19 protein-coding genes and 1 pseudogene are annotated in these 17,342 nt (G+C 62.9%); 13 read left to right on the top strand and 7 right to left on the bottom strand.

The genetic code is table 11. The features are described from left to right. Positions 1-32 precede the first annotated feature (32 nt). From FJ492_RS19255 to FJ492_RS19205, 11 genes and pseudogenes are all read left to right on the top strand, one after another. Positions 33-977: a heme o synthase gene (locus FJ492_RS19255; RefSeq protein ID WP_140507795.1), complete on the top strand. Its 945-nt coding sequence runs from the start codon at positions 33-35 to the stop codon at positions 975-977. 2 nt (positions 978-979) lie between these two features. Further along, positions 980-1,141, top strand: a complete 162-nt coding sequence (locus FJ492_RS19250; RefSeq protein ID WP_084636429.1) for a hypothetical protein — start codon at positions 980-982, stop codon at positions 1,139-1,141. After that, positions 1,141-1,773 (top strand): cytochrome c oxidase assembly protein, encoded by a 633-nt coding sequence (locus FJ492_RS19245; protein WP_140771586.1) that lies wholly within the window; start codon positions 1,141-1,143, stop codon positions 1,771-1,773. Before FJ492_RS19250 ends, FJ492_RS19245 begins: the two co-directional genes overlap by 1 nt. A gap of 1 nt (position 1,774) precedes the next feature. After that, entirely contained in the window at positions 1,775-2,656 is an 882-nt protein-coding gene (locus FJ492_RS19240) for a cytochrome c oxidase subunit 3 (RefSeq protein ID WP_140771584.1), read from the top strand. Between the two features lie 166 nt (positions 2,657-2,822). After that, positions 2,823-3,008: pseudogene (locus FJ492_RS19235) on the top strand (L,D-transpeptidase family protein); the annotation flags it as partial. Between the two features lie 50 nt (positions 3,009-3,058). After that, positions 3,059-3,445: a DUF983 domain-containing protein gene (locus FJ492_RS19230; RefSeq protein WP_027142361.1), complete on the top strand. Its 387-nt coding sequence runs from the start codon at positions 3,059-3,061 to the stop codon at positions 3,443-3,445. Continuing rightward, the gene (locus FJ492_RS19225) at positions 3,442-4,197 is read left to right on the top strand and encodes an SURF1 family protein (RefSeq protein ID WP_181165835.1); all 756 of its coding nucleotides are present in this window, start codon (positions 3,442-3,444) and stop codon (positions 4,195-4,197) included. Before FJ492_RS19230 ends, FJ492_RS19225 begins: the two co-directional genes overlap by 4 nt. A 70-nt stretch (positions 4,198-4,267) precedes the next feature. Next, positions 4,268-5,278, top strand: a complete 1,011-nt coding sequence (gene ispH / locus FJ492_RS19220) for a 4-hydroxy-3-methylbut-2-enyl diphosphate reductase (RefSeq protein WP_140507789.1) — start codon at positions 4,268-4,270, stop codon at positions 5,276-5,278. 6 nt (positions 5,279-5,284) lie between these two features. Further along, positions 5,285-6,247, top strand: a complete 963-nt coding sequence (locus tag FJ492_RS19215; protein ID WP_140771582.1) for a homoserine kinase — start codon at positions 5,285-5,287, stop codon at positions 6,245-6,247. Beyond that, positions 6,244-6,777 carry a ribonuclease HI gene (gene rnhA / locus FJ492_RS19210; protein WP_140771580.1) on the top strand — a complete coding sequence of 178 codons (534 nt, stop codon included), beginning with the start codon at positions 6,244-6,246 and terminating at the stop codon, positions 6,775-6,777. Before FJ492_RS19215 ends, rnhA begins: the two co-directional genes overlap by 4 nt. Before the next feature lie 41 nt (positions 6,778-6,818). Then, entirely contained in the window at positions 6,819-7,403 is a 585-nt protein-coding gene (locus FJ492_RS19205) for a histidine phosphatase family protein (RefSeq protein ID WP_140771578.1), read from the top strand. 2 nt (positions 7,404-7,405) lie between these two features. Here the strand turns inward: FJ492_RS19205 and FJ492_RS19200 are convergent, their stop codons facing one another. From FJ492_RS19200 to FJ492_RS19190, 3 genes are all read right to left on the bottom strand, one after another. After that, on the bottom strand, positions 7,406-7,882 hold the full coding sequence (locus tag FJ492_RS19200) for a DUF2938 domain-containing protein (protein WP_140716829.1): 477 nt from the start codon (positions 7,880-7,882) through the stop codon (positions 7,406-7,408). Positions 7,883-7,973: 91 nt separating this feature from the next. Next, a complete protein-coding gene (locus FJ492_RS19195; RefSeq protein ID WP_140771576.1) occupies positions 7,974-8,456 on the bottom strand; it encodes a peroxiredoxin in 483 nt (160 codons plus the stop codon). 186 nt (positions 8,457-8,642) lie between these two features. Then, on the bottom strand, positions 8,643-9,449 hold the full coding sequence (locus tag FJ492_RS19190) for a protein-disulfide reductase DsbD domain-containing protein (protein WP_140771574.1): 807 nt from the start codon (positions 9,447-9,449) through the stop codon (positions 8,643-8,645). Positions 9,450-9,622: 173 nt separating this feature from the next. Here FJ492_RS19190 and FJ492_RS19185 point away from each other — a divergent pair, with 173 nt between their 5' ends. After that, complete coding sequence (locus FJ492_RS19185) at positions 9,623-10,231, top strand: YqgE/AlgH family protein (RefSeq protein ID WP_027142370.1); 609 nt, start codon at positions 9,623-9,625, stop codon at positions 10,229-10,231. A 7-nt stretch (positions 10,232-10,238) separates the two neighbouring features. Here the strand turns inward: FJ492_RS19185 and FJ492_RS19180 are convergent, their stop codons facing one another. Genes FJ492_RS19180 through thrC form a run of 4 tightly spaced genes read right to left on the bottom strand, consistent with a single transcriptional unit; the run spans position 10,239 to position 16,440 of the window. Continuing rightward, a complete protein-coding gene (locus FJ492_RS19180) occupies positions 10,239-13,127 on the bottom strand; it encodes an EAL domain-containing protein (RefSeq protein ID WP_140507778.1) in 2,889 nt (962 codons plus the stop codon). Positions 13,128-13,129: 2 nt separating this feature from the next. Then, positions 13,130-13,726, bottom strand: coding sequence for a GNAT family protein (locus FJ492_RS19175; RefSeq protein WP_140716825.1), 597 nt, complete (start codon positions 13,724-13,726; stop codon positions 13,130-13,132). A 12-nt stretch (positions 13,727-13,738) separates the two neighbouring features. Beyond that, on the bottom strand, positions 13,739-15,031 hold the full coding sequence (locus tag FJ492_RS19170) for a pitrilysin family protein (RefSeq protein ID WP_140507776.1): 1,293 nt from the start codon (positions 15,029-15,031) through the stop codon (positions 13,739-13,741). A 14-nt stretch (positions 15,032-15,045) separates the two neighbouring features. Further along, the gene (thrC, locus tag FJ492_RS19165) at positions 15,046-16,440 is read right to left on the bottom strand and encodes a threonine synthase (RefSeq protein WP_140771572.1); all 1,395 of its coding nucleotides are present in this window, start codon (positions 16,438-16,440) and stop codon (positions 15,046-15,048) included. 130 nt (positions 16,441-16,570) lie between these two features. Between thrC and FJ492_RS19160 the strand changes: the two genes are divergently transcribed. Then, complete coding sequence (locus tag FJ492_RS19160) at positions 16,571-17,296, top strand: hypothetical protein (RefSeq protein ID WP_140745661.1); 726 nt, start codon at positions 16,571-16,573, stop codon at positions 17,294-17,296. Positions 17,297-17,342: the final 46 nt, after the last annotated feature.

Genomic DNA, 17,342 nt, shown 5'->3' with positions numbered 1-17,342 from the left:
TTTGGCCAACGGAATAATGGACTTGAGTACGCATGGCCCTAGTCGACAAAACCAGCATTGACGAAGCGGGCTTCCGCATGTCGGAAGCGACGGCGGGCGATTTCTTCGCCCTCCTGAAGCCGCGCGTCATGTCGCTGGTGGTGTTCACCGCCTTTGTCGGGCTAGTCGCGGCACCGGTGACCATCAACCCGCTGCTGGCGGTGATAGCCATCCTGGCTATTGCGATTGGGGCCGGCGCCTCGGGTGCTCTCAACATGTGGTACGACGCCGACATCGACGCGGTGATGACCAGGACCGCCAGCCGCCCAATCCCGTCCGGTCGTATCCAGCCGCACGAGGCGCTCAGCTTCGGCCTGGTCCTTTCGGTCCTGTCGGTGATGACGCTCGGCGTGCTGGTCAACTGGCTGGCCGCGACGCTGCTGGCCTTCACCATCTTCTTCTATGCCGTCGTGTACACGATGTGGCTGAAACGCTCGACGCCGCAGAACATTGTCATCGGCGGTGCCGCGGGCGCCATCCCGCCGGTTATCGGCTGGGCCGCGGCGACCGGATCGGTCAGCCTCGAAAGCATCATCCTGTTCCTGATCATTTTCCTGTGGACGCCGCCGCATTTCTGGGCGCTCGCGCTGTTCAAGTCCGAGGACTATGGCCGCGCCGGCATCCCGATGATGCCGAACGTTGCCGGCCATGCATCGACCCGCCGTCAGATTTTCGCCTACGCAGTGGTGCTGGCCCCGGTCGGCGTGCTGCCCTGGCTGCTCGGCTACACGACGCCATTCTATGGCGTGGCCGCTCTGCTGCTGGGCGTTGGTTTCGTCTGGTATGCCTGGAAAGTGCTTGGCATGGCCGACGACGACCGCGCCATGAAGCCGGCCAAGGCCCTGTTCGCCTATTCGCTGCTCTATCTCTTCGCCATCTTCGCCGCCTATCTGGCCGACTGTGTCGTCGAACGCGCGCTTGCCATGGGTGGGGCATGACTATGGTCGAGAAAGAACTCGAGATGGTCACCTTGACCGATCGCCAGAAGAAGGCCCAGCGCAGCCGTTCCATTGCGATAGGCGTAGCGCTGGCTCTGCTGGTCGTGATTTTCTACATCGCCACGATCGTGAAGTTCGGCCACAATTTGTCGGGCAAGATGTGATGAGCGTCGAGACGCCCAGAAAGACGGCCGGCAAGACCAGCAACCGCGCCGTCGCGGCCGTCTGCCTCGCCTTCTTCACCGGCATGATCGGCATGGCCTATGCAGCCGTGCCGCTCTACAAGATGTTCTGCCAGGCGACCGGTTACGGTGGTACCACGCAGCGTGTCGAGAGGCAGTATGCCGGCCGCGTGCTTGACCGCGAGGTCACCGTCCGCTTCGACGCCAACATTGCCGGCGTGCCTTGGGAGTTCCAGCCGGTCCAGCGCTCGATGATCATGAAGATCGGGCAGACCGTGCAGGCGCACTATCAGGCGACCAACAAGTTCAATCGCCCCGTCACAGGCCGCGCCACCTTCAACGTGCAGCCGGAACTGGCCGGTCCGTACTTCAACAAGGTCGAATGCTTCTGCTTTACCGACACGACGCTGAAGCCCGGCGAGACGCTGGACATGCCGGTCCTGTTCTATGTGGACCCCGACATCGTGAATGTGCCGGAACTGAAGGACATCAAGACTATCACCCTGTCCTATACGATGTTCCCGGTCGAGAAGAACAAGCCGGTCGCCTCCTCGGAGCCGGCCAAGGGCAACAGCAAGACAGTTTCAGATACCGAAGGAAATCCCGGGGGTTGATATGGCAGACGCTCACGCAAAACCACACCATGACTACCATCTCGTCGACCCTAGCCCGTGGCCCTTCGTGGGATCGGTCGGAGCGCTTGTCACCGCTTTTGGCGGTGTCTGCCTCATGGAATACCTGAAGGGCGGCTCCTTCCCGATCTTCGGCTTCAACATCGCCAATCCGTGGCTGTTCTTCATCGGCATCGTGATCGTCCTGTACACCATGTTCGCCTGGTGGTCTGACACGATCAAGGAAGCGCATGAGGGCCACCACACGCGCGTCGTGTCGCTCCACCTGCGCTACGGCATGATCATGTTCATCGCCTCGGAGGTGATGTTCTTCGTCGCCTGGTTCTGGGCCTATTTCGATGCCAGCCTTTTTGCCGGGGAGGTGCAGAACTACGCGCGCCACACGTTTACCGGTGGTGTCTGGCCGCCGAAGGGCATGGAGGTTCTCGATCCCTTCCATCTGCCGCTTTACAACACCGTCATCCTGCTGCTGTCGGGCACCACGGTCACCTGGGCGCATCACTCGCTCCTCCATGGCGACCGCAAGGGGCTGGTCAACGGCCTGGTGCTGACCGTCGGCCTCGGTATGCTGTTCACCATGGTGCAGGCCTACGAGTACATGCACGCGCCGTTCGGCTTCAAGGATTCCATCTACGGCGCCACCTTTTTCATGGCGACCGGCTTCCATGGCTTCCATGTCATCATCGGCACCATCTTCCTGCTGGTCTGCCTGATCCGCGCGATGAAGGGCGACTTCACCCCCAAGCAGCATTTCGGCTTCGAGGCGGCCGCCTGGTACTGGCACTTCGTCGACGTGGTCTGGCTGTTCCTGTTTGCCTCGATCTACGTCTGGGGATCGGTCGGCGCGGTGGTCGAAGGTCACTGATCCCGCCTTTGGGATTCGATTTAGGGAGGCGGCCGCGGCGACGTGGCCGCCTTCTTCTTTTCGGCGCTATGATCGTCGATCGATGGAAGATGCGGCTGATCTCGGTAGTTTTCGCGTTTATCGTCTTGGCATTCCCGGCTCTTGCCGGTGACAGGGTCGATCTGAGAAGGCACGCAATGTCGATCCCGGCGGCATGATCATGATCCACGGCCAGCCGAACGGCTTCGGCCGGTGGGGCTGGCTGCTTCAATTGGTCGACTGGACCGATGGCTGCATTGGGGTTACGGACTCCGACATGGACGAAATCTGGGCAATGGTGGCCGATGGGACGCCGATCGATATCGGGCAATGACCGTGAGTGAAGACAACCATGAGTGAAGACAACCATGAGTGAAGACAACCATGAGTGAAGATAGGGCGATCTGGCCTCCGATCGATCCGATCTCGGCCGGCCTGCACGGCCGTTGCCCGCGTTGCGGCGAGGGGCGGCTGTTCTCCGGCTTTCTCACCGTCGGCAAGCGCTGCGTCAATTGCGGCCTCGACTATTCCTACGCCGATGCCGGCGACGGGCCGGCGGTCTTCGTCATCCTGATCATCGGCTTCATCATCGTCGGCCTGGCGCTCTGGGTCGAGGTGACGCTGAGCCCGCCGCTCTGGCTGCATCTACTAATATGGATCCCACTGGCCCTGGTGCTGTGCCTGACGGCGCTCCGGTTGATCAAGGGCGTGCTGCTCACCCTGCAATACCGCAACAAAGCGGCCGAGGGTCGGCTGGACCGCGGCGAATGAGCGAGGCTTCCGTCAACGTCGGCGGCCGTTCGCGGCCGAGATCGGCACTGTTGTTCGCCCTTGGCCTTGTGCTGTTCTTGGTCTTGCTGGCGCTCGGCACATGGCAGGTCCAGCGCCTGCACTGGAAGGAAGGCCTGCTGCAGACCATCGACCAGCGCACGCATTCGGCGCCGCTGCCGCTGGCCGAGGTCGAGAAGGAATTCGCCTCGACCGGCGACGTCGACTACACGCCGGTCACTGTCACCGGCACTTTCCTGCATTCCGGCGAACGGCATTTCTACGCGACCTGGCAAGGGGATGCCGGCTTCAATGTCTACACGCCGCTGGCCCTTGACGATGGCCGTTTCGTCCTGATCAACCGTGGCTTTGTGCCCTACGACCTCAAGGACGCCGCCAAGCGCGCCAAGGGACAGGTGGCGGGCAAGGTCACGGTCACCGGGCTTGCCCGCAACCCGCTTCCGGCAAAGCCCTCCATGATGCTTCCCGACAATAACGTGGCCAAGAACATCTTCTACTGGAAGGACCGCGACGTCATGGCCGCGAGCGCCGGCCTGCCTGCCGGCTTCACGCTGGTGCCGATCTTCATCGATGCCGACAAGACGCCAAATCCAGGCGGCCTGCCGGTCGGAGGCGTCACCATCATCGATCTGCCGAACAGCCATCTGCAATATGCTGTCACCTGGTACGGGCTTGCCGCGGCGCTTGCCGCCGTACTCATCCTACGGCTTCGCCGGCCGGCGAAAGAGGACTGAATACGAGCGATACCCTTGACAGGGCAGGGGTGGGCACCTCATTTCGGCGCTGACGAACCGGCAGGATTTAATGCTTCACACAATCGCCAAGCCTCCTCTGACGATCCGGCTCTGCCAGCCGCGCGGTTTTTGCGCGGGCGTCGACCGTGCCATCCAGATTGTCGTGCTGGCACTGAAGAAATATGGCGCGCCGGTCTATGTCCGCCACGAGATCGTGCACAACCGCTATGTTGTCGAGGGGCTGCAAAGCCTCGGCGCCGTCTTCATCGAGGAACTTTCCGAAATTCCGGCCGAACACCGGCAGTCGCCGGTCGTCTTTTCGGCGCACGGCGTGCCCAAGTCGGTGCCGGCGGACGCGCAGGCGCGCAACCTGTTCTATCTCGACGCAACCTGTCCGCTGGTCTCCAAGGTCCACAAACAGGCGATGCGTCACCAGCGGCTTGGCCGCCACGTTCTGCTGATCGGCCATGCCGGGCACCCCGAGGTGATCGGCACCATGGGGCAGTTGCCGGAAGGCGCGGTAACGCTGATCGAGACCGAAGCCGATGCCGCCCGGCTTGTGCCGGCCGATCCCAAGGCACTCGGTTTCGTCACCCAGACCACGCTCTCGGTCGAGGATACCGCCGGCATCATCCGCGCACTGCAGGAGCGCTTTCCGGACCTTCAGGCGCCGGCGGCGGAATCGATCTGCTACGCCACCACCAACCGCCAGGAGGCGGTCAAGGACACCGCCCCGGGTGCTGACCTCTATCTGATCGTCGGCGCTCCCAATTCCTCGAATTCGCGCCGCCTCGTCGAAGTTGCGGAACGCGCCGGCGCCGCCATGTCGCTTCTCGTGCAGCGCGCCGCTGAAATTCCGTGGAATGAGATCGGCGGCATTTCGACGCTTGGCCTGTCGGCCGGGGCATCGGCGCCGGAGATCATCGTCGACGAGATCATCGACGCGTTCCGCCAGCGTTTCGATGTGACCATCGACCTGGCCATCACGGCCACCGAAACAGAGGATTTTCCGGTCATGCGGGTATTGCGCGATGTCGAACTGACGCCGGCCGACATGGCTTTCGTCAACGGGGCCGCGTGAACGGCCATGGCGGTCTATACAGACGTTGCGGAGGGCGAACTCGGCGCTTTCCTGAAGCACTACCCGGTCGGCGATCTCCTGTCCTACAAGGGCATCGCCGAGGGCACCGAGAATTCGAACTTCCTGCTGCACACCTCCAGCGGCTCCTACATCCTGACGCTCTATGAAAAGCGGGTCGAGAAGAAGGATCTGCCGTTCTTCCTCGGGTTGATGGGCCATCTCGCAAACAAGGGGGTGTCCTGCCCGCTGCCGGTGACCGCGCGTGACGGCAGCGTCATCGGCACGCTGGCAGGCCGGCCGGCGGTCATCATCACCTTTCTCGAAGGGCTTTCGCTGCGGCGACCGGCCGCGACGCATTGCGCCGAGGTTGGCAAGGCGCTGGCCGCGCTGCATCTGGCTGGCGCCGATTTTTCCATGAGGCGCCCGAACGCGCTCGCTCTCGATGGCTGGCGCAAGCTTTGGGATGCGTCTCGCGAGCGCGCCGACGAGGTCGAGCCGGGCCTTGCGGCCGAGGTCGATGCCGACTTCGCCGATTTCGAGCAGAACTGGCCCAAGGGCCTTCCCGAGGGCATCATCCATGCCGATCTTTTCCCGGACAATGTCTTTTTCCTGGGCGAGAAGTTATCGGGGCTGATCGATTTCTATTTCGCCTGTGACGATCTCTACGCCTACGATGTCGCCACCTGCCTCAATGCCTGGTGCTTCGAGAAGGATTTTTCCTTCAATCTCACCAAGGGCAAGGCATTGCTTGCCGGTTATCAGAGCGTGCGCCCCCTGAGCGCGGAGGAGAAGGCGGCGCTGCCGATGCTGGCGCGCGGCTCGGCGCTACGCTTCATGCTGACCCGGCTTTACGATTGGCTGACCGTCCCCGATGGCGGGCTAGTGATGAAACGCGATCCGACCGAATACATCAGAAGAATGCGGTTCCATCGGGCGATCAGGTCTCCTTCGGAATATGGATTGGCATGAGCAAGCAGGTTGAAATCTTTACCGATGGCGCCTGTTCAGGCAATCCCGGCCCCGGCGGCTGGGGCGCCATCCTGCGCTTCAACGGCACCACCAAGGAGCTTTTCGGCGGCGAGGCCGAGACCACCAACAACCGCATGGAATTGCTGGCGGCCATCTCGGCGCTGAACGCCTTGAAGGAGCCTTGCACGGTCGAGCTTCATACCGACAGCAAATACGTCATGGACGGCATTTCCAAATGGATCCATGGCTGGAAGAGGAATGGCTGGAAGACCGCAGACAAGAGGCCGGTCAAGAACGGCGAGCTCTGGCAGGCGCTGGACGAGGCCAACCGGCGCCACAAGGTCACCTGGAACTGGGTGAAGGGCCATGCCGGCCATACCGAGAACGAGCGTGCCGACGAACTGGCAAGGGAAGGCATGGCGCCGTTCAAGAAGGGACCTTTCAGGCCGGCGGTGTCGGCACCGAAGCCCGATGTCCAGGCAAAGCAGCCGCTGGTCACGAAAGCACGTCGTTCGACCCAGAGCTATTGAGCTTCTGTTCGCGGCGGCTGACCGGCCGGAGAGTTTCTGTCATGCCGATCGCCTACTACATCACCCATCCTCAGCTTCAGATCGACGCCACTATTCCGGTACCGGATTGGGGCCTGTCCGACATCGGCCGGGCCAGGGCGCACGCAATGCTGAACCAGCCGTGGATCGCATCGATCGGACATGTGGTGTCGTCGGCCGAACGCAAGGCCATCGAAACCGCCGAAGTGCTCGGGCGGCATCTAAATCTTGCCGTAGAGGTGAGGCAGCGGATGCATGAGAACGACCGGTCGGCGACGGGTTTCCTGCCGCCTCCGGAGTTCGAGGCGGTCGCCGATCAGTTCTTCGCCAATCCGCACGAAAGCATCCGTGGCTGGGAGCGGGCCATCGACGCGCAGCAGCGCATCATGAGCGAGGTCGAGGCCGTGCTCGATGCCGGCGGCGCCGGCAACATTGCTTTTGTGGGCCATGGAGGCGTGGGAACACTCCTGCTGCTGTCGCTGAGTGGCAGGCAGATCAGCCGCGAAGCGGATCAGCCGGCGGGCGGCGGCAATTATTTTGCTTACAATATCGGTGCGCGCCACGTTATCCATGGATGGCAGCCGATCGACAGGCTGGAACAGCCCTGATTTTAGCGGATCAGCAGCGCCGTAACCCAAAGGCCGAGCGCGAACACCGTGTGCGAGACCAGATTGAGGGCGCGGATCTGCATCGGATTCGGCCGCTTTGAAGCCGCCCAGCCGGCGCCCATGCCTGGCGCCAGCAGGAACCACCCGGCGCCGACGGTGACGATGCCGAGGATGAAGGCCGGTAGGAAGGTCGGGGAGGCCAGCCAGCCTGCGCCCGCCAGCACCACCAGGATAATGCCGTAGACGATGCCGACGAAGTAATGGAAAGCCCAGCCCAGCGCCTTCTCATGAGCGTAGGGCGCCGCATCACCGATATCGTCATGAAACACCTTGTCGCCGAGGTGCCAGACCCAGCGTCCGACCGGCCCCCAGTTCGGCCGTGGCTGGCCAAACGCCTTGTGCAGGAAAAAGGCCCAGACGTCCATCAGAACGGTGGCGCCGACGCCGATCGCGATAGCGCGCCAGAAGATATCAAACATCGTTGATCCCCCGAAAATCGGCAGTTCTGGAGCGCAGCCGCATGTCGGGCGAGGCCAGCCGTTGCGGCCTCGCCTGACCGGCCGTCGAAGCTCAGAGCTGGCCGAGAATATGAGCCGCGCCTGACTCATCGACACCGGGTTTGGTCTCGACATTGAGCGCGGTGACCTTGCCGTCGTCGATAATCATCGAAAAACGCTTCGAGCGCAGGCCCATGCCGCCACTGGAGTAGTCCGCGTCAAGACCGACCGCCTTGGCGAAATCGCCATTGCCGTCGGCGAGGAACAGGATCTTGCCTTCGCCGCCGGTGAAGCGCGCCCAGGCGCCCATGACGTGGACGTCGTTGACTGAAACGACTGCGATAGTGTCGACGCCACGCGCCAGGATCGCATCATGGTTCTCGAGATAGCCGGGCAGATGGTTATTGCTGCAGGTCGGCGTGAAGGCGCCGGGAACGCCGAACAGCACCACTTTCTTGCCCGGAAAAATCTCGGCCGACGTGATCGGCTTCGCGCCGTCGGCCGTCATGGTCTTGAAGGTCGCCTCGGGCAGCTTGTCGCCAACGGAGATGGTCATGAGTTCCTCGCTTGGGGAATGGGGAAGGACGCGTGCTTGCCTAGCGAACTCGGTGGCTTCCTGCAACCATCGCGGCAGTAGCTTCAGTATATGTCGCCCAAAGTGCGCAGCGGTCTTGGGCCGACGACATGTACAAGAAGATGACCTTGGAGCGCATCATACGGGTTCGTTTCAATACGACGCGCTTTAAGGGAAAGGCAGCAGCCCTTCGACCGCGCCCGCCGAACTCGTCAGCGTGTAGTGGAGCCCGCCGTCCGTCGGCGTCGTCGAGGGGCGATCGAGGATCGGCACGGTGAAGATCAACCTGCCGTCTTTTTCCTCGCGGGAGGAGGTGCCGAACACATAATCGCGCTCGCCGGCGACGAAGAAATCCGCTGCCTGCGGATCGCCAGGGAAGCTCGCCTCGACAACCAGCGTTTCGTGATCGCCCGGCAGCACCTTGACGCCAAAATCGGGTTTTGCAGGTGCCGGCAATGCCGTGAAACTCGCCTTTACCAATGCCGCGTCGTCGGCATTGTCGGGATCGGAAGCTGGGTCGACGCTCAGCCGTGTCTGCACCGGGATGCAGATGGTTTCACAAATGCCGAGAAAAATGTCGGCATCGATGACGGCCGGCTGGTCCGGCGTCGCCAGCGTGAACGTCACCGGCAGCGAAACCGGATAGTTGTAGCCGGCCCATTTGCCATAACCATCGTCGTGGCGCTGCGGTGCGGGAAACGACAGTGTCGCATCGGCGATATTGGTGCTGGCCGAAATGTCCAGCTGCGGCGGCACACCTGCGTCACCCGGGTCGCGCCAGTAAGTCTTCCAGCCGGGTTTGAGCGCGATATCGAGAACACCCTGGATGCGGCCGGCGTCGTCCGGTTTGCCGCTGGTCACCAGCCGCACCTTGCCGCCCTCGCTGTTGTACCAGGCTGATGAGGAGGCGGTGGCGGGGAGGGCGACCGCCAATCCGATGGCAGTACCGAGCAACAGGATTTTCAAGCTTTGCATGGCGATGATTTGAGCGTCCCTTCGTGGCCACGCAATGATTTCATGGCCCTTGCCGATATCATATTTGCGTGACCTGCGCGGACAAGCCAAGGCCGGCCCCGCAATGTGGGCTTTGGTCGAATCCGGTACTGCGCATCTTTTCGGCGCCCGGGAAACGCGTTACGCTCCCTGGCATGGATTTGTTGCGCCACAAGAAGACAGCCGCCGGACGCGGCTTTCTCGACGATCAGTTCCTGATTGCCATGCCCGGCATGAAGGACGACCGTTTCACGCGCTCGGTCATCTACATCTGCGCCCACAGCGATGAAGGCGCGATGGGCCTGATCATCAACCAGACGCAGCAGATGCTGTTTCCGGACCTTTTGGTGCAGCTCGGCATCATGAACGAGCTGGAGGCGATCCGCCTTCCGGCGCAGGCGCGCGATTTCGTCGTGCGCAATGGCGGGCCTGTCGACCGCAGCCGGGGCTTCGTCCTGCATTCGGGCGACTACCGCGTGGACTCCTCGCTCACCGTTTCCGACGACATCTGCCTGACCGCGACCGTCGACATATTGCGGGCGATATCGTCAGGGCGAGGGCCGCGCCGCGCGCTGATGGCGCTCGGCTATTCGGGTTGGGGCGCCGGCCAACTGGAAACCGAGATCGCCGAGAATGGCTGGTTGACCTGCCCGGCGACGCCGGAATTGCTGTTCGACGCCGATATCGAGCGCAAATACGATCGCATACTCGCGTCGATCGGCATCGATCTCGCCCATCTCAGCCTGGCCGCCGGACACGCCTGAGATTCTCTCAGGCCTGGGTCAGCGGATACTGCTCCTTCAGTGTCTTCAGCACCTGGTCGCCCGGCATCGGCGCGCCGAACATGAAGCTCTGCACATATTCGCAGCCCATCTGACGCAGCTCCAACGCATCGCGCTCGTCTGATATGCCTTCGGCGACCACCGACAGGCCGAGCTCATGCGCCATGTTGACCATGGATTTGAGCAGCACCGCGCGTTTTGGCGTGCTGTCGTCGACGAAGCTCTTGTCGATCTTGATGGTGTCGAACGGGAACCGCGTCAGATAGGCGAGCGATGAATAGCCGGTGCCGAAATCGTCCAGCGACAGGCCGATGCCGAGCTGCTTCAGCTTGGTCAGTACGTGGGCCGTCTGCTCGGGATTGTCCATGACCAGGGATTCGGTGAGTTCGAGCCGGAAGCAGCGCGGCTTCAAATTGGCGCGCGCGATCACGGAACGCACATCGCTGACGAGGTCGCGGCGGATGAGCTGGCGGCTGGACAGGTTGACCGAGACCGACAGCGGCGCGTCGCCGATCTGCTTTTGCCATCCTGCGAGATCCTCGGCTGCCTGCTGCATGGCAAACAGCCCAAGCTGCACGATCAGCCCGCAGCTTTCGGCGACCGGGATGAAATCGGCCGGCGGGATCATGCCGCGGCGTGGATGGTCCCAGCGCAGCAACGCTTCGAAGCCGGCGACGCTGCCGTCTTCCAGGCGCACGATCGGCTGATAGGCCAGCGTGAATTCGCGCCGTTCGATGGCGCGACGCAGGTCGGATTCGAACTGCAGACGGTCGGTGCCGACTGTGCGGAAAGCCGGCCGGAACGGCTCGATCCTGTCGCCGCCGAAACGCTTGGCCTGATGCATGGCGAGCTCCGCATCCTTGACCATGTCCTCGGCCGAGGTCTGCGCCGAGGTCCAGGTGATCAGGCCGATCGAGGCGGTCAGCACGATCTCGCGCTTGGCAAAGGTGATCGGATTGTTGATCGCATGCTTGATCGCATCGGCCACGCCGGCGATGCGGGCGGGATCCTGCTCGGACAGCAGCATCAGCGCGAACTGGTCGCCGGCGAAGCGCGATAGCGAATCCTTCGGCTTCAACAGCCGGTGCAGGCGCCGCGCTATGGTGAGCAGGATGGTGTCGCCGGCCGAGATGCCGAGCCCATCATTGACCTGCTTGAAGCGGTCGATGTCGATCACGAAGACGGTCGGCCGCACCTTCTCTTCGGTGCGGGCGATCGAGATGATCGCCTCCAGCCGGTTCATGAACAATTCGCGGTTCGGCAGGCCGGTCAGATTGTCGTGCACGGCGTCGTGCAGCAGCCGCTCCTCGGATTTCTTTTGTTCGGTTACGTCGACCATGGTGCCGACGCAGCGGATCACCTCGCCGTCCGACCCGATCACCGGGCGCGCGCGCAGGGCAAACCAGTGATAGTGCCCGTCGGCGCCGCGCAGGCGGAAATTCTGCGCCACCTTGCCGCGGCGATGCTCCAGAACGACGTCGAGCGTCGTGCGGAACGTGTCGCGGTCATCGGCATGCAGCACCGGCAGCCAGTTGCGCGCGGCACCGCCCAGGCTGTTGGGGGCAAGGCCGAGCTGGATGCTGACATCGGGTTTGGTCACCACGCGGTCGCGCAGCACGTCCCAGTCCCACACCGTATCGCCCGACCCGGCGACGGCCAGCGCCTGTCGCTCGAGATCGGAGAACAGCCCCTGATGCAGCGCACCGCCTGCAAAGGCGTGCTGCATGACGGTGAAGCCGATCAGCAGGATGATCAGGATCAGCCCACCGCCGAGCGCCGGCTGGGCGATGTCGTTGTCGAGCATGCCGGTGATCGCCATCCACGATCCGCATAGCCATAACAGCACCATGACCCAACTGGGCACCAGCATGATCGCTCGGTCATAACCACGAATACCGAGGAAGATGATCAGGCCGAGCCCGGTCAGCGCCGTGGCGGCAAACGAGATGCGGGCGATGCCGGCGGCAACCGCCGGATCGACGATGGCGACGCCGGCGATCAGCAGCAGGCCCAGAATCCAGACCAGGGCGCCATAGCTGAAATGGCCATGCCATCGGTTGAGGTTGAGATAAGCGAACAGGAAGACCACGAAGGTCGCCGCCAGCGCCACCTCCGTTCCGGCCCGCCACATTTGCTCGTTGCCGGGCGAAATCTCGATGACCTTGTTGAGGAAGCCGAAATCAACGCAGATATAGGCAAGCACCGCCCAGGCAAGGGCCGCCGTCGCCGGGAACATCGACGTGCCCTTGACGACGAACAATATGGTCAGGAACAGCGCCAGAAGGCCTGCGATGCCGATGACGATGCCACGAAACAGCGTGTAGGAATTGACCGAGTCCTTGTAGGATTCCGGATCCCAGAGGTAGACCTGCGGCAGCTTCGGCGAGGCAAGCTCAGCGATGAAGGTGATCACCGTGCCGGGGTTCAGCGTCACCCGGAACACGTCGGCGTCGGGGCTGGTCTGGCGGTCGAGCGCGAAGCCTTCGCTGGGCGTGATGGCCGCGATGCGCGTCGAGCCCAGATCCGGCCAGAAGATGCCGGAATTGACCAGCCGGAAATGCGGCGCGACGATCAGCCTATCGAGCTGCTGGTCGGTGGTGTTGGCGAGCGCGAAAACCGCCCAGTCACCGGTCGAGCGGGCATCGTTGGCCTCGACCTCGATGCGCCGCACGATGCCGTCCGGCCCGGGCGCGGTCGACACCTGGAAGTTCTCACCCTGGTTGCGGTAGATCTCGACAGCGCGCGAAAGGTCGAGCGCGACATCGTCGCGCGCAATCTTGATGGGTTCGACGGCAAAGGCCGATGAAGCGGCGCACAGCGTCAGCATCGTCGCCAGCAGAACGGCGATCAGCGGCCCGTTTCGCAGGAAATTCGTCAAAATCAGTCCTTCGTTCCAGCGCCCGGCGGATCGTCGGCGATCCGGGCGTAGAGGTAGTGGTCCTGCCAGACGCCGTTGATCCTGAGATAGGATCGCAGAAGTCCTTCGCGCCGGAATCCGGCTTTTTCAAGCACGCGGATCGACCTGATATTGTCGGGAATACAGGCGGCTTCGATCCGGTGCAACCTCAGCGTATCGAAGGCGAAGCGGGCCACCACCTTGACCGCATCGGTCATCAGGCCGCGGCCGCCGAACCGCTCGCCGATCCAGTAGCCGACATGGCCACTTTGCGAGACGCCGTGGCGTATGTTGCCGAGCGTGATGCCGCCCGCGAGCTTGCCGCTCGACTTCTCGAAGATGAAGAAAGCGATCGCGGTTCCCTGCGCATAGTCCTCGCGATAGCGGCTGATGCGCAGGCGCCATGCCGTGCGATCGAGTTCGTCCGGGGTCCAGCGCGGTTCCCATGGCTCCAGGAACGCCCGGCTTTCGCCGCGCACCGTCGACCACTCGCGGTAGTCGTTGGTGAACGGCACGCGCAGCGTGACCAGGTTGCCCTTCAGTGCCGGCAGGTCACGGCGAAAGAAAGGGAGCGCGAACACGGCGCTGGGGACTTAGACGGCGAGCCTGCGGGCCGTGGTCTGCGTGCCCGGAAGCGAATCAAGGATCGCCTCGTATGGCGCCAGCGTACCCACGGGCCCGACAGCGGTAAGCGTCGGCTTGGTCGAGAACATCCGCGACGACAGATCGGTCAGGCGCTCGACCGTCAGCGCCGCTAGCCGCTCCATCAGCTCTTCCTTTGCGATCGGCCTGCCGAAAAGGAGCAGTTGCCGCGCGATCTGCGAGGCGCGGCTGGCCGGGCTTTCGGCGGACATGATCAGCCCGGCGCGATACTGCGCGCGTGCACGGTCGAGCTCTTCCTGCAGGATGCTGTCGCCGACCTTCTGCAACTCGTCGACGATGACGGGCACCAGTTTGGCGATGTCGCTTTGCCCCGTGGCGGCATGGACGCCGAATATGCCCGTGTCGGAAAAGCCCCAGTGAAAGGCATAGACCGAGTAGCAGAGACCGCGTTTCTCGCGAACTTCCTGGAACAGACGCGACGACATGCCGCCGCCGAGAATCATCGACAATACCTGCGATGCGTAGAAATCGCGCACATGGTAGGCGCGGCCCTCGAAGCCCAGCACGATCTGCGCGTCCATCAGGTCGCGGTCCTCGCGGAAATCCCCGCCCACATATTGCGCGTATTGCGGAATGGTGCTGTCGGCTTTGCTGCGGAAACCGCCGAGCCGGTTTTCGACCTCGCGCACGAACTTGTCGTGCTTGATGTCGCCCGCGGCCACGATCACCATCCGCTCGGCGCCATACTGGCGTTCGATGAAATCGTGCAACTGCTTGGAAGTGAAGGATTTTACGGTTTCGGGCGTGCCCAGGATCGAGCGGCCAATGGTCTGGTGGCGGAAGGCCGTCTCGGTGAAACGGTCAAAGACGATGTCGTCTGGCGTGTCGTGCGCGGCGCCGATCTCCTGCAGGATGACATGCTGCTCGCGCTCGAGTTCCTGCGGGTCGAATTCGGACTCCTGCAGGATGTCGGACAGGATGTCGACGGCCAGCGGCACATCGTCGGAGAGCACCCTGGCGTAGTAGGATGTGGTCTCGACGCTGGTGGCGGCATTGATCTCGCCGCCGACGTCCTCGATTTCCGAGGCGATCTCGAAGGCGCTCCGCCGCTTCGTCCCCTTGAACGCCATGTGCTCGAGCAGATGGGCCATGCCATGCTCTTCTTCGCGTTCATTGCGGGCACCCGATTTGACCCAGGCACCCAATGCAACCGATTCGATACTTGGAAGGGTTTCGGTGGCGACTGTCAGGCCGTTCGACAGACGGCTTACCTCAACACCCATATGGCTCGTACTCCTTAACGCGCCGCCCGCGCGCGGCGGCTGACGTAATCTTCCACCATTTTGAGGTCGGATGGAAGTACCGTGTATTTTTCCTCAAATGTCATCAATCCCCCTAGCCATGCGGGCAGGGCGGGCGAGACGCCGCTGGCGGCCTCGACGGCGGCCGGGAATTTCGCCGGATGGGCGGTGCCCAGCACCACCATCGGCACCGCGCCAGCCTTGTCCGCCGCCACGTGCATGGCTGCCGCCGTATGCGGATCGAGCAGGTAGTTGCTGTTTGCCAGCGTCGAGCGAATGGTGGCGGCGACCTCGTCCATGTCAGCGCGGCCGGCATCGAATTCGGACCGCATCCCAGCGATTTCCGCGGCTTCGATGGTGAAGGCGCCCGACTGTTTGAGGCCTGCCATGTAGCGTCGAACGGTCGCCGCGTCGCGGTTCGACGCCTCGAACAGCAGGCGTTCGAAATTCGACGAAACCTGGATGTCCATCGACGGCGAAGTGGTCGCAAAGACTCCCTTGGTCCGGTATTCGCCGGTCGCGAAGGTGCGTGCCAATATGTCGTTGTCGTTGGTGGCGATGACCAGCCGTTCGATCGGCAGGCCCATCTTCTTGGCGGCGTAGCCGGCGAAGATATCGCCGAAATTGCCGGTCGGCACCGTGAACGACACCGGCCTGTCCGGCGCGCCGAGCGACAGCGCCGAGGAGAAATAATAGACGATCTGGGCCATGATGCGCGCCCAGTTGATCGAATTGACCCCCGACAGCGACACCCGGTCGCGGAAGCCGTGATCGTTGAACATATCCTTCAGCAGGCCCTGACAATCGTCGAAATTGCCCTCGATCGCCAGCGCATGGACATTTTCAGCCGTCGACGTTGTCATCTGCCGCTGCTGCACCGGCGAGACGCGGCCATGCGGAAAAAGGATGAAGATGTCGGTGCGGCTGCGCCCGGCGAAGGCATCGATGGCCGCGCCGCCGGTATCGCCCGACGTGGCGCCGACGATGGTCGCATGCTGGCCGCGTTCGGCAAGCACATGGTCCATCAACCGGGCAAGCAACTGCATCGCCACGTCCTTGAACGCCAGTGTCGGCCCATGAAAGAGTTCGAGGACAAAAGTGTTGGCGCCGGTCTGCACCAATGGGCAGACAGCCCCATGGCGGAAGGTGGCATAGGCTTCGCGGACGAGGCGCTCGAAGACCGCCGCGGCGATCTCGCCGCCCAGAAATGGCGTCAACACGCGGATGGCGAGGTCGGGATAGGCAAGGCCGCGCATGGCGCGGATGTCGGCTGCCGAGAAGCGCGGCCATTCGCGCGGCACATAGAGCCCGCCATCGCGCGCCAGCCCAGCCAGGATGGCGTCGGAAAATCCAAGCGCGGGCGCTTCCCCGCGGGTACTCACATAATGCATGTCACAGATCCGTTTGCCGCCTGGTTTTTCCGTTCACCACAAGGTGGTTAATTTCTGCACCGGCTCTAGTCGCATTTTTGCCGCGCGGTTGATATACGTCACCAGCTTTGCGAGAGGGAAGTGCAGTTTCATGGCGTTTCGTATATCAAGTAGTCGCTTTTTGGCGGGTCTTGCGCTCACGGGCTTTATGCTTGCCGCCGCCGGCTGCCAATCAGGCGACAATGGCATCCTGAACCTCGGTTTCGGCAAGAAGGACCCGACGGCGCCTCCGCCGCCACAGGATCCCAAGGTGCTGGCCAGCCAACTGAACGCCTATTGCCCGAGGGTGACGGTGCGCGATGGCACGGCGTTCTTCAATACCTATGTCAACGAGGTCCAGAAGCCCAAGCCGAAGCTCAAGAAGACCGGCGACGCGGCTGCGGATGCCGCGGCCCAGGCCGCGGCCGATGCCGCTGCTGCTACGCCGCCCGACGATTCGGCGAGGATCATTTATCAGGCGTCGATCAGCGACGTGACCCGCGATTGCAGCCGTGCCGACGGGCAACTGACGATGAAAATCGCGGTCGCCGGCAAGATCGTACCCGGACCGAAGTTCACGCCGGGCACCATCACCATGCCGATCCGCACGGCGGTCATGCATGGCACCGACGTACTTTATTCGCAGATCCACCAGTATCAGGTTCAGGTGACCGATCCCTCGGTCGCCACCCAGTTTGTCTTCACCGATTCCAATGTCGTCGTACCGGCGCCGACGGCCGCGGACTATCAGGCTTATGCCGGCTATGATGAAACCGCGCCCAAGGCAACGACCGACAAGCCGAAGCGCAAGAGGAAGAAAGCCACGGCAACGAACTGAACGAAGCCCAGGCGCTCGCGGCAAGTTTGCCGAGGCGCATCGTCAC

The organism is Mesorhizobium sp. B2-5-4 (genome assembly GCF_006441095.1).
Lineage (GTDB): Bacteria > Pseudomonadota > Alphaproteobacteria > Rhizobiales > Rhizobiaceae > Mesorhizobium > Mesorhizobium salmacidum.
This window is presented reverse-complemented; position numbering and strand designations above follow the sequence as displayed.